Here is a 12,519-nt window from a genome sequence, read left to right as displayed (position 1 = left end):
GTGGTAATCTAATTTTAGTACTAAAGTTGTTTCAAAAATACGAATATTGGGGGTATTTGGTTTGAGAAATAAGAAAGCGGTTACAACATTGTTTGCCATTTTTTCTTGTCTGCTGCTGGTGACGGGATGCTCTGGATCTGATGAAGCCAACGATTCAAAAGATGGGAAAACGATTGAGTTCATGCATCTTTGGCCAGAAGGAAGTTCAAAGCAGCATCATCAAATTGTAAGCGGAATCATTAAAGATTTTGAAAGTGAACATCCTGATGTAAACATTGAAATGGAAGTGCTGAGCAATGAACAGTATAAAGATAAGCTAAAAGTATTATCAACATCCAATGAATTGCCGGATGTGGGGATGACCTGGGCGGCAGGATTCATGGAGCCTTATGTTAAGGGCGATAAGTTTGCGTCGCTTGATGAATTGCTTGAAGGAGATTTAAAGGACAAATTTGTTTCAGGTACGGCAGAAGCCTATGCGGTAGATGAGAGTACATATGGACTGCCGCTCGAATTAAATATTGCGACGGTCTTTTATAATAAGGCCATTTTTGAAAAATACGGCGTCGATGCTCCGAAAACATATGAAGAGTTTGAGAATATCGTGAAAACGTTAGAGACGAATGGGGTTGCTCCGATTGCGCTCGGGAATAAAGACCGCTGGACGGGTTCTCTATGGTATATGTATATGGCAGATCGACTAGGAGAAGGGAAAGCATTGACGGATGCGATTGACCGCTCCGGTTCATTCGAGGATCCGGCCCTTGCATCTGCTGCGGAAGAGATTCAGAACTTAGTAGATATGAATGCGTTTGTCAAAGGATTCAATGGACTGTCCGATGAAGAAGCGAAGAGCATGTTTATGAATGAACAGGCTGCGATGTACTTAATCGGAACGTGGGATCTTCCGAATTACACGACCAATGAAGATGTTCCTCAGGAATTCAGGGATTCAATTGGATACTTCAGCTTCCCGGCCGTTGATGGAAAAGGGGATACGAACAGTTATGTCGGAGGTCCAGGTGTCGGGTTATTCGTGGCGGAGGATTCGGATGTGAAGGAAGAAGCGAAGGAATTTGTCTCCTATTTCGTACAGGAGTGGGGAGAGAAGTCGGTGACGGATGCTGGCGTCATTCCGGCCACGAAGGTTGATGCCGCATCATTGGACCTGCCGGATATGTATGTCGACGTACTGGATGATTTGAGTAACACAAGCAATATCACGTTATTTGCTGATGTTCAAATGAGTGCAGATGCTGCGCAGGTTCATTTGGATATGATTCAATCATTGTTTGGAAAAGAAGTGACACCGGAAGAATTTACAGAAGCACATGAAAAGGCTCTTTTGGAAGAGTAGCAGAATGCCGGATTGAACGATCAAAAAGGAAAGGACATACCCTTACACCGGCTTGTCCTTTTCTATTTTTAACTATGGGGTTGAATGCTGTGAAACAAGTAATGTCAAATAAATGGGTGATTGCGTTATATCTTTTTCCGGCGCTTCTCTTGATTGGCGTGTTAATTTTTATCCCGCTCATCCTGACCGGATATTATGGAATGATGGACTGGGATGGCATCGGGGCCATGGAGTTCATCGGGCTTGAGAACTATGTGGATGCCATACAGGATGAAAAATTCTGGGACAGTGCCCTTCATTCTTTTTTACTCGCCGTTTTTTCCACGCTCAGTTTGATCATTTATCTGGCCATTTCATTAATATTGGCCTCGAAAATAAAAGGAGCCGACTTACTGCGGAAGATCTATTTAATTCCGATGCTCCTGTCGTCTGTCGCCATTGCACAGCTGTGGATCAAGGTTTATAACCCGTCAAACGGGATGTTGAATAATATCCTTATGAAGCTTGGGGTGGAAGATCCGCCGGCTTGGCTTGCTGAGCCTTCGGTTGTTCTGTATGCGATTTTTATTCCGATTCTTTGGCAATATGCCGGATTTTATATTTTGATTTATTATGCAGCCTTGAAAAATATCCCGGAATCCTTGGTGGAGGCGGCAAAGATTGATGGGGCGACCGCGTTTCAGATTGCCTATAAGATCAAGCTTCCCTTAATCATGGGGGTCGTGAAAGTTACGATTGTCCTGGCGGTGGTCGGATCGTTGAAATATTTCGATCTGATTTATGTGATGACCGGAGGGGGACCGAATGGTGCGAGTGAGGTCATGGCTTCTTATATGTATAAACTGGCCTTTTCCAGCAATGACTTCGGCTATGGAAGTGCCATCGGATTTCTATTGCTGATCATCACATTAGTCGTTACGGTCATAGTCCGTAATATCACAGCAGCCAAGGAAGAAATTCAATATTAAATGGAGGGCTGGATCTTGAAACGTACAGGATACTTTATTCTTTATTTTTGTTTAGCAGTGGTTGCCATTTTTCAAATTTTTCCGGTGCTCTGGCTGTTCCTGTTTTCCCTGAAGAGCAATCAGGACATCTTCTCGAAATCTCCGTTTGCCCTGCCGTCTGAATTCAGATGGGAGAATTATGCGAAGGTGTGGGAAGGCGGAATCGGCGGCTACTTCTGGAACAGCATCTGGATTACGGGGGTCGCCATTCTCTTAACAGTATTGTTCGCCAGCATGGCCACATTCGTGATAACGAGAATGGAATGGAAACTCAGCAAATTGGTGCTGGGACTGTTCATGGTGGGGTTGATGATCCCGATTCACTCGTCCATCATCCCGCTGTTCAATATGTTCCTGAACATCAATTTAATCGACAATCCGTGGTCCATCGTCATCACGTATACGGCTTATAATCTGCCAATCACAATGATGATCCTCCTGGGATTCTATTATACGCTGCCGCGTGAAATCGAGGAGGCCGCAATCATAGATGGATGTTCCGTTCACCGGTTATTCTTCAGCATCATCCTTCCAATGACGGTCCCAGTTATGTCGACGACCGTCATCATCAATATGATTTATAACTGGAATGAGTTCGTTTTTGTGAATACGTTCATCAGCTCGGATGAATATAAAACCCTGACAGTCGGGATCCAGAACTTTATCGGGCAGTACATGACGGATTGGGGAGCGATTGGGGCCACGCTCATTATCAGTGTGCTGCCGATCCTGCTGGCTTTCGTCTTCTTCAGTAATAAAGTGGTCGAAGGGATCTCGTCCAGTGCAGTGAAAGGGTGATTCAAAAAAAAATCACTTTCTCTGGTGGCAGAGAAAGTGATTTTTTTACTGGATCCGCTGAAACGCATGAAGGCACAGCCACATTGTGACAAAGGCATATGCGCTGCTGCCAAATAAAAACGCGAGTCCCGGCACCAAGTACATGAACACGAAAAGCGCGGCAAGGCAGAGCAGGATCAGCAGTGTATGGAACGGGCTGATCAGCATGATCAGGAACGCCTGCTTCAGGACATTCCGAACGTTCAAGTCGAAGTGAACAAATGCAGGGAACAGATAAAACAAGAATAATAGAAAAAGAAGCATGAAGGCGAAAAGGGGGATCCGGGTCCATGTGAACCATTCACCGGCAGCCGACTGAATATACCATAAATCAAGACCGATCAAGAGCCCGAGGGCCATGATATAGATTCCCAGGCGATTGCTCTTCCAGAAATTCTTTTTATAATAGTGCCAATAGGAAGAGAGTACCGGAAGATCCGTTTTTCCCCTGATCCAATCCCGCATGATCACAAATAAAGCCGCCGTCGACGGGAAGAATCCGAGTAAGAGGCCGCCTGCGACGGTGAATGACACCCACAAAATATGAATGAGAGCCAGCCGTGTAATCCATACAAATAAGCTGTATAACACGTTGTTCCAAGTGTTCAAGAGTTTAAGCACCTCCATTGAAAAGGCAGGATTTAATCATTAAGGACTATTATACGGCATCTCGTCCGGTATGACAGCTCTTTGTAAAAACTTTGTTTATTCAATAGACAAACTAATGGGATGTTGCTATAATATCGTTGTAAGCATTTACATTTTCTTTCTTTAGCATCAAGCAGATAGTTAGGCAGTATTGATTTACGTAACAATCGTTGGGAGTTAATGACTCCGGATAACGAGGCACGTCATGAAAAAATTTTAGGAGGAACAAACAATGGCTTACTTTGCAAACATTGATAAGATTCAATTTGAGGGTTCAGCATCAACCAACCCATTTGCGTTTAAATTTTATAATCCGAAGGAAGAGATCGGCGGAAGAACGATGGAAGAGATCCTTCGTTTTGGCATAGCGTACTGGCATACCTTTACGATGGATGGTTCGGATCCATTCGGAACCGGCACAATGCTTCGTCCATGGGGTCAATACACAGGGATGGATTTAGCGAAAGCACGTGTCGAAGCGGCTTTTGAATTTTTTGAAAAGCTCGATGTCCCATTCTTTTGCTTCCATGACGTGGACATCGCGCCTGAAGGAAGCAGCTTGCGGGAAACAAATCAAAACCTTGATGTGATCGTCAGCATGATTAAGGATTATATGAAAGGCAGCAAGACAAAATTGCTTTGGAATACGGCGAACAATTTCACTCATCCCCGTTTTGTCCATGGAGCCGCTACGTCGAACAGTGCTGATATCTTTGCCTACTCTGCAGCGAAAGTAAAAAAAGGCTTGGAAATCGGGAAGGAATTAGGGGCAGAAAACTATGTCTTCTGGGGCGGCCGTGAAGGATATGAAACGCTGCTGAATACAGACATGTTGCTTGAGTTGGATAATCTTGGACGTTTTCTGCATATGGCTGTCGACTATGCAAAGGAAATCGGCTTTGATGCTCAGTTTCTGATCGAACCAAAACCAAAAGAGCCGACGACCCACCAATATGATTTCGATGTGGCAACAGGCTATGCATTCCTGCAGCATTACGGCCTGCAAGAGCATTTTAAATTCAATATCGAAGCGAACCATGCAACATTGGCTGGGCATACCTTCGAGCATGAGCTTCGTTATGCGCGTGTGAACAATATGCTTGGCTCTGTTGATGCCAACCAGGGAGATCCGTTATTGGGCTGGGATACGGACGAATTCCCCACAGACTTATATTCTACTACTCTGGCAATGTACGAAATTCTTAAAAATGGCGGACTTGGACGCGGCGGTCTGAACTTCGATGCAAAAGTGAGAAGAGGATCATTCGAGCCGGACGATTTATTCCATGCCCACATTGCCGGAATGGACAGCTTCGCGGTCGGCTTAAAGGTTGCTCAGAAGCTCATCGATGATAAGGTACTGGACGGCGTCTTAGAAAACCGCTATAAGAGCTTTACAGAAGGCATCGGGCTTGAGATTGCAGAAGGAAAGACTGATTTCCGCAAGCTTGAGGAGCATGCCCTTGGCTTAACGGAAGTGAAGCATCAATCCGGACGCCTGGAAAGCCTTAAAGCCACCATCAATCAATATTTATTGAAAGCGTATGCGGGAGAATAAAGAGGTAAGAGGTGCAGGATGAAATACGTTATTGGAGTAGATCTTGGAACAAGCGCAGTCAAGCTATTACTTGTAAATCAAAACGGGGACGTTGTTCAAGAAGTATCCAAGGACTATCCCCTTATCCACGAAAAAAACGGCTATAGTGAACAGGATCCGAAAGTATGGGTGACACAGACCGTTTCCGGACTGACCGATCTTCTCAAGGGCTTTACGGGAAACCACGAGGATATCGAGGGGATCAGCTTTTCCGGGCAGATGCATGGGATGGTACTCCTTGATGAGAATTATGAGGTGCTCCGGAATGCTATCCTTTGGAATGATACCAGGACCACGGCCCAGTGTCAGCAGATTTATGATATGGTGGGCGAAGAGCGGTTGCTTGCCATCACGAAGAACCCGGCATTGGAAGGCTTTACTCTGCCGAAACTGCTGTGGGTCAAGGAGCAAGAACCGAAAATTTTCGAGCAGGCAAAAACCTTTGTCCTGCCGAAGGATTATCTGCGGTTCAAGCTGACGGGAGAACTGCATATGGAGTACTCGGATGCTGCTGGGACATTACTGTTGAATATATCGGCAAATGAATGGAGCAAAGAAATTTGCGAGCTGACAGGAATCGATGAAGCACTGTGCCCTCCTTTGGTAGCGTCTCATGAGAAGGTAGGGACAATTTCTGCTGAAATGGCAGAATTAACCGGCTTATCCCCTTCCGTGAAGGTGTTTGCCGGCGGGGCTGATAATGCCTGCGGCGCAATCGGATCCGGAATTTTGGAAAACGGCAAAACACTGTGCAGTATAGGTACGTCAGGCGTGGTACTATCTTATGAGTCCAGTGATGATAAGGATTTTAAAGGAAAGGTCCATTATTTCAATCATGGAGCACCGGGCGCATATTATACGATGGGGGTGACCCTTGCAGCCGGCTACAGCTTAAGCTGGTTCAAGAATGTGTTTGCCCCGAATGAACCCTTTGAAGATCTCGTAAGTGAGGTGGGAACGGTGCCTCCTGGTTCAAATGGATTGCTGTTTACCCCGTATGTGGCAGGGGAACGGACACCCCATGCGGATGCCGCCATACGGGCAAGTTTCATTGGCATGGACAGCTCCCATGAACGAAAGGACTTTGTTCGCGCTGTCATGGAAGGGATCACATTTTCATTGAATGAGTCGCTGACGATTTTCCGTGAGAATGGGAAAAAAATTGATACGATTGTCTCCACGGGAGGCGGGACGAAGAATGAAGACTGGCTTCAGATGCAGGCGGATATCTTCGATGCGAGGATTGTGAAGCTCTCAAGCGAGCAGGGACCCGGAATGGGGGCTGCGATGCTTTCGGCTTACGGCTGTGGATGGTTTGCATCTTTACAAGAATGTGCGGACACGTTTTTGAAAATCGATAAAGAATTTGTACCGGATGAGAGCCGTGTAGAGACCTACAAGGAGTTATTCAGTCTCTATCAAGAAGTGTACGGCCAGACGAAAGCACTAAATGAGAAGTTGGTTTCTTACCGGAAATAAGACGACACACATGATAAGGCTGCCTTTGACGATATTATTCGAAAGGCAGCCTTTCATTATTTTGACTGGAAAAGGAGTGGATGATTTTGAACTATAACCAACTGGGGAATACGGATATGAATATCAGTCAATTGAGCTTCGGAACATGGGCCATCGGGGGTGCATGGGGGAAAATAGATGATCAGGAAGCGCTAAGAGCATTGGACCACGCGATCGGGGAGGGGGTCAATTTCTTTGACACGGCCGATGTTTATGGGGACGGGCATAGTGAAGAGCTGCTGGCAAAAGCGATGAAAGGAAAAGAATCATCCATTCACATCGCGACGAAATTTTGCCGGAGTGCCGATATCTGCGACCCGGAAACTTACTCCATGGAGAGTGTACGGACTTTTTGTGAAAACAGTCTCAGAAGACTGGAGCGGGAATCAATTGACCTCTATCAGATCCATTGCCCGCCGATTCAGATCTTGAAGGAAGGCAGGGTTTTTGAAGTGCTCGAAAAGCTGAAGGATGAAGGGAAAATCCGCTATTATGGGGTGAGTGTCGAGACAATTGAGGAAGGAATCTTTTGCTTGGAGAATACCGGGGTCAGCTCCCTGCAGGTGATTTTCAATCTTTTAAGGCAGAAGGCTTTAGAGAAGCTGTTTCCGATGGCAATGGAAAAGAACGTCGGGATTTTGGCACGAGTGCCATTGGCGAGCGGACTGTTAGCAGGGAAGTTTACGCATGAGACGACGTTTGAACAGGACGACCATCGGAATTTTAACCGGAACGGAGATGCCTTCAATGTCGGGGAAACGTTTGGCGGGCTTGATTTTCAAAAAGGTGTCGAGTTGAGCGACAAGCTGTCATGGATCGAGAAGGAGCGGGGGAACCGGACCCGGGCAGCCATCAAATGGATCATGCAGCAGGAAGGGGTGACCAGTGTCATCCCGGGATTCAGAAATGTGAGGCAGGCAGAGGACAATCTGAAGGCTTTGGAGGTGAAGGAGTTCAGCCGGGAGGAGCTTGTGAAGCTGAAGGCGTTTTATGAGAAAGAAGTTCATAAGTATATTCGCGGCGCATATTAAAGAAAAGAGAAGACCTCCAGTTCATGCTGGAGGTCTGTTTCTTATTCTGTTGTAAAACGATAGACAGTTCGCTGCTGATAGCGTTCAGTTGGATGCAGGATCACTTCTGGCAGCCCCGGATGATGGAGAGAGGCAGGGGAGCTTTGGGTTTCAAAGCAGACCCCTGCATACTTCCTGGATGGAGCACCAGTCAATTCAAGACCGTTTATCAGATTATTAGACGTGTACATGACCATACCGGGCTGATCCGATTCAATGACCAGCACCCGGCCGCTGGTTGCTTCTTTAACCACAACACTTTCTGGCCGGGTGTGGCCGAAAAGGAAATAGTGATCATACCCGTTGCCGGCGCAGGTCGTTTGTTCGTTTCGTGACGTGATGCCCTCATGCAGCCGGCGGCCGTGACGGAAGTCAAAAGGGGTGTTCGCTGCTTCCAGGATAGAGCCTGTTGGAATCAGGTCGTCATCAAGCTCCAGATAGCGGTGACTATCAATGGTAACATCATGCTGGTGGACGGTCTCTTTTGCCTCCCCGCTTAAGTTAAAGTAGGAATGATTGGTCAGGGTAAGGGGAGTTGGCTGATCGGTTACTGCCGTATAATCAAGGATCAGTTCGTTCTCATTTGTTAACCGATAGGTGACCGACGCGCTGATGTTTCCCGGGTAGCCGCCATCTCCGTCTTTAGTGGAATGGGTGAGTTTTACTGCGACATGGCCGGTTTCCTGATGGGTTTCCGTTTTCCACAGGACTTGATGAAAGCCATGGGATCCACCGTGGATGTGATGGGATCCTTCATTTGATTCAAGATGATATACTTTACCATTGAGTTCAAAGGAGGAGTCTTTGATTCTGCCGGCAACACGGCCGATTATGGCTCCGAAGAAATTGGAATCGGTCTTGTAATCGTTGGGATTCTTATAGCCAAGGACGACATTTTCCGCATGGCCATGGCGGTCAGGAACCATAATGCGTGTAATGATGCCGCCATAGTTTACTAGACTGATGCTCATTCCATTATCATTTGTTAATGTAAACTCCTTCCAGTTGGATGGGAGGTTTTTTTCTGTTATGTTCATGATTTCACCTCTATTTAATTTAGAAAAAAGCATCTGAACATACACAGATGCTTCAACGTTTTATACTGCGTTTGTTTTCTTGGAAGCTGCAGGTACTTTCCACAACTCTTCCATTTGCTCAAGGGATTTTCCTTTCGTTTCAGGGACGAATTTCCACACAAACAGTGCAGAAAGGACACTCATCAAGCCATAAATGCCGTATGTCATTCCTCCGCTGTATTCCATCATCATCGGATATGTGGAGGAGACCAGATAGTTGGCTGCCCACTGGGCGGCTACGGCGATGGCAACGGCCTGCCCGCGGATCCGGTTCGGGAAGATTTCTGAAATCAATACCCAGCAGATTGGACCCCAGGACATCATAAAGGAGGCTGTGTAAATCATGATGAATAACAGCGTACTGATCCCGATAATGTTTGAAAAAGCGAGGCCGGAGACACCGAACATCCCTACTGCCATCCCAATCGATCCTACAAACAAGAGAGGCTTGCGTCCCCAACGGTCGACCGTCATGATGGCCACGACGGTAAAAATGACATTGATCAGACCCATCACGATCGTCTGGAGCATGGAAGCACTCTTCCCGGCTCCCATGCTTTCAAAAATCCGCGGTGCATAGTAAAGAGCAACATTAATCCCGACAAATTGCTGAAACACAGAAAGCAGGATGCCGATGAAAATCAGCGTTTTACCATACGCAAAGGCAGACAGTTTTTCAGACGAAACATTTACGGATTCTTTAATGTCACGCAAAATGGACTTGGCTGCTGAAGCACCATTAATCTTAATTAATACAGATAATGCGCTTTCATTTTTGTTCTTTAGCGACAGGTAGCGGGGCGATTCGGGAACAAAGAAGAGGAACACGCCGAATAACAAGGCCGGAATTGCTTCTGAAGCAAACATGTATCTCCATCCGAGATCATTTATCCAATCAAGGGTCTGTCCTTTGGCGATACCCCAATTCACAAAGTACACTACAAGCATGCCGAAGATTATGGCAAATTGATTGAAAGAAACCAATCTGCCCCGTATACCTGCTGGAGCGATTTCCCCTATATACATCGGGACAATCGCAGAGGCTAGTCCGACCCCGATTCCTCCTATAATTCGGTAAAGGTTGAAGGCAAGCAACAATCCCATGGTCGGTTCCCCTTTCGTAAAAAAGAGAAACTCAGGATAAGCCGAGCCTAAAGCAGATAGTAAGAATAAGACTGCAGCGATGATCAGCGATTTCTTGCGTCCAAAAGCCGATGAAAAATAACCGGACAGCAATCCGCCTATAATACACCCGATCAAGGCACTGGAAATGGTCGCCCCGTGAATGAATGAACTGAGGCCCAGGCTATCAATTAAATATGTCTGAACCGACTTCTCCGCACCTGAAATGACGGCCGTATCGTAGCCAAAGAGCAATCCGCCGAGCGTTGCAACTAAAGTAATGAAAATCATGTAACGAGAACTTTTTTGATGTGTCATGTGTGTTGGGCAAATGGTCAGGCCAAAATGGGAGAGATAGCGCTTACATTAATAATGAAAACGGTCCATAATGATCTGCCATTGCCCCATTCCTCCTTCTTTAATGAATTGATTCATAGAATAGCAGAATTAATATTATCTGAATTATATCAAACATAGATTAGTTTGTCTAATGAACAAACTAAGTTTTTTACTCTTAGAATGAGATAGCGTTTAGAGCATTTCTTTATAATGGGTGACGTTTTTTTATAAAACTAACACTTGTATTTCAACAAAAACATTATAAAAAATAATAAATTTTTATTGTAAATCGATAAATATTGTGTTAAATTCAAATTGAAAATAAATCGCGGGGTGATTTTTATGAAACGGAGAACAACACTCTTTTTAAAGGTAGCTGTCATTCTTATTGGAATTCCAGTTCTTGCTTTGTGCATATTTTTGGTGCCTGAGATAGCGGATTTTGCAGCTGAATTGTATCCAGATCTTGCTTATATGAAATATCTCGTTCTAATTGATTTGTATGCTACGGCAATACCTTTTTACTTTGCTCTGTATCAAGCTTTTAAACTTTTAAGCTATATTGACAAGAATAAAGCTTTCTCGGAATTATCTGTAGGAGCTTTAAAGAATATAAAATACTGTGCATTCAGTATCAGTATCTTGTATGTGCTGGGTATGCCGCTGTTCTATCTCATGGCTGAGATGGACGACGCCCCGGGTATCATATTAATCGGATTGGTCATCATCTTTGCTTCATTTGTGATTGCAGTCTTTGCCGCAGTTCTGCAAAAACTATTAAAAGAGGCTATTGATATAAAATCAGAAAATGATCTAACGGTCTGAGGTGAATAACATGGCGATTATAATCAATATTGATGTGATGCTGGCTAAAAGGAAAATGAGCGTAACAGAACTTTCTGAGAGGGTTGGCATAACAATGGCTAACCTTTCTATTTTGAAAAATGGAAAGGCAAAGGCAATTAGATTTTCAACTTTAGAGGCGATTTGCAAGGCTTTAGAGTGTCAGCCGGGAGATATTTTAGAATACCGAAGTGATGAAGACACCAACTAAGCAGGACGTACATTTTATTCAGAAAAATTCTTTGGAGGCAAAATTTATGAGAGCAATCACACAACTCGTTCGTTTTGGATGGGAGCAGGTCCTATCATGTTTGTTTCCTGTCGTTATTTTTGCCTCTTTGGCTTTTACACAAATCCTGCCGCTTCCGTTCCTGCCAAGGTATGACTGTCTGCTCCTCATCTGCCTTCTGATGCAGTGGTGGATGGTGCGTTCTGGGCTTGAAACACGTGATGAACTAAAGGTGATCACATTGTTCCACCTTATTGGACTTGCTCTTGAACTTTTTAAGGTACATATGGGCTCCTGGTCTTATCCACAGGAAGGATATTTTAAAATTTTTGGAGTTCCTTTGTATAGCGGATTCATGTACGCAAGTGTAGCGAGTTATCTTTGCCAGGCGTGGAGGAGGCTTAAAGTTGAACTGGTTAAATGGCCGCCGTTTTTGGCAGTTGTACCTCTTGCCGCTGCGATTTATTTAAATTTTTTTACACACCATTATTGGATTGACGTCCGCTTTTGGTTATCTGGACTTGTAATAATCGTCTTTTGGCAATCATGGGTCACATACGAGGTTGATGGAACACGTTACCGTATGCCGCTCGCCCTTTCTTTTGTATTCATCGGATTTTTTATATGGATAGCCGAAAATATTGCAACGTTCTTTGGAGCTTGGGAATATCCAAACCAATCCGATGCTTGGAGTCTCGTTCATCTGGGAAAGGTGAGTTCATGGCTTCTATTAGTGATTGTCAGCTTTCTTATAGTAGCGACGTTAAAGCAGGTTAAGGGAAAAAGTTCCACTAGGATAGACGCTGGTCAATTTTTATAACTGCAAATAACTTTAGCAAAGGTGCTGACTTTCCAGGGTTTTAGCATCTTCCAGGC

The 12,519-nt window shown here is 45.0% G+C and carries 12 protein-coding genes; 9 read left to right on the top strand and 3 right to left on the bottom strand.

Annotated elements, in window-relative coordinates:
- Positions 1 to 61: 61 nt before the first annotated feature.
- The 3 genes from GJU41_RS16615 to GJU41_RS16605 all read left to right on the top strand — a co-directional run bounded on the left by GJU41_RS16615 (position 62) and on the right by GJU41_RS16605 (position 3,162).
- Positions 62 to 1,357, top strand: coding sequence for an extracellular solute-binding protein (locus tag GJU41_RS16615; protein WP_070876698.1), 1,296 nt, complete (start codon positions 62 to 64; stop codon positions 1,355 to 1,357).
- 89 nt (positions 1,358 to 1,446) lie between these two features.
- Positions 1,447 to 2,325, top strand: a complete 879-nt coding sequence (locus GJU41_RS16610) for a carbohydrate ABC transporter permease (RefSeq protein ID WP_170292814.1) — start codon at positions 1,447 to 1,449, stop codon at positions 2,323 to 2,325.
- Positions 2,326 to 2,340: 15 nt separating this feature from the next.
- Complete coding sequence (locus GJU41_RS16605; RefSeq protein ID WP_154319123.1) at positions 2,341 to 3,162, top strand: carbohydrate ABC transporter permease; 822 nt, start codon at positions 2,341 to 2,343, stop codon at positions 3,160 to 3,162.
- Positions 3,163 to 3,207: 45 nt separating this feature from the next.
- On the opposite strand, the gene GJU41_RS16600 is transcribed toward GJU41_RS16605, so the two are convergent.
- Positions 3,208 to 3,810 carry a YesL family protein gene (locus tag GJU41_RS16600; protein WP_154319122.1) on the bottom strand — a complete coding sequence of 201 codons (603 nt, stop codon included), beginning with the start codon at positions 3,808 to 3,810 and terminating at the stop codon, positions 3,208 to 3,210.
- A gap of 271 nt (positions 3,811 to 4,081) precedes the next feature.
- On the opposite strand from GJU41_RS16600, the gene xylA reads away from it, so the two are divergent.
- The 3 genes from xylA (at position 4,082) to GJU41_RS16585 (ending at position 7,995) form a co-directional block, all read left to right on the top strand.
- Positions 4,082 to 5,407: a xylose isomerase gene (gene xylA / locus GJU41_RS16595; protein ID WP_070876702.1), complete on the top strand. Its 1,326-nt coding sequence runs from the start codon at positions 4,082 to 4,084 to the stop codon at positions 5,405 to 5,407.
- Positions 5,408 to 5,425: 18 nt separating this feature from the next.
- On the top strand, positions 5,426 to 6,925 hold the full coding sequence (gene xylB, locus GJU41_RS16590) for a xylulokinase (protein WP_154319121.1): 1,500 nt from the start codon (positions 5,426 to 5,428) through the stop codon (positions 6,923 to 6,925).
- 86 nt (positions 6,926 to 7,011) lie between these two features.
- Positions 7,012 to 7,995 carry an aldo/keto reductase gene (locus GJU41_RS16585; RefSeq protein ID WP_154319120.1) on the top strand — a complete coding sequence of 328 codons (984 nt, stop codon included), beginning with the start codon at positions 7,012 to 7,014 and terminating at the stop codon, positions 7,993 to 7,995.
- Between the two features lie 41 nt (positions 7,996 to 8,036).
- Here the strand turns inward: GJU41_RS16585 and GJU41_RS16580 are convergent, their stop codons facing one another.
- Both GJU41_RS16580 and xylE read right to left on the bottom strand, forming a co-directional pair.
- Positions 8,037 to 9,104: an aldose epimerase family protein gene (locus tag GJU41_RS16580; RefSeq protein ID WP_224771461.1), complete on the bottom strand. Its 1,068-nt coding sequence runs from the start codon at positions 9,102 to 9,104 to the stop codon at positions 8,037 to 8,039.
- A gap of 27 nt (positions 9,105 to 9,131) precedes the next feature.
- Positions 9,132 to 10,550, bottom strand: coding sequence for a D-xylose transporter XylE (xylE, locus tag GJU41_RS16575; RefSeq protein WP_070876706.1), 1,419 nt, complete (start codon positions 10,548 to 10,550; stop codon positions 9,132 to 9,134).
- Positions 10,551 to 10,913: 363 nt separating this feature from the next.
- Between xylE and GJU41_RS16570 the strand changes: the two genes are divergently transcribed.
- Genes GJU41_RS16570 through GJU41_RS16560 form a run of 3 tightly spaced genes read left to right on the top strand, consistent with a single transcriptional unit; the run spans position 10,914 to position 12,463 of the window.
- Positions 10,914 to 11,396, top strand: coding sequence for a DUF2975 domain-containing protein (locus GJU41_RS16570; RefSeq protein WP_070876708.1), 483 nt, complete (start codon positions 10,914 to 10,916; stop codon positions 11,394 to 11,396).
- Positions 11,397 to 11,406: 10 nt separating this feature from the next.
- Positions 11,407 to 11,625 carry a helix-turn-helix domain-containing protein gene (locus GJU41_RS16565; protein ID WP_070876709.1) on the top strand — a complete coding sequence of 73 codons (219 nt, stop codon included), beginning with the start codon at positions 11,407 to 11,409 and terminating at the stop codon, positions 11,623 to 11,625.
- Between the two features lie 46 nt (positions 11,626 to 11,671).
- Positions 11,672 to 12,463 (top strand): DUF817 domain-containing protein, encoded by a 792-nt coding sequence (locus GJU41_RS16560; RefSeq protein WP_154319119.1) that lies wholly within the window; start codon positions 11,672 to 11,674, stop codon positions 12,461 to 12,463.
- The last annotated feature ends 56 nt before the right edge of the window (positions 12,464 to 12,519 follow it).

This window comes from Metabacillus idriensis, assembly GCF_009674765.1.
Taxonomy (GTDB): Bacteria; Bacillota; Bacilli; order Bacillales; family Bacillaceae; genus Bacillus_P; species Bacillus_P idriensis.
The sequence above is the reverse complement of the archived record's forward strand: the minus strand, read 5'-3'. Positions and strand labels throughout refer to the sequence as shown.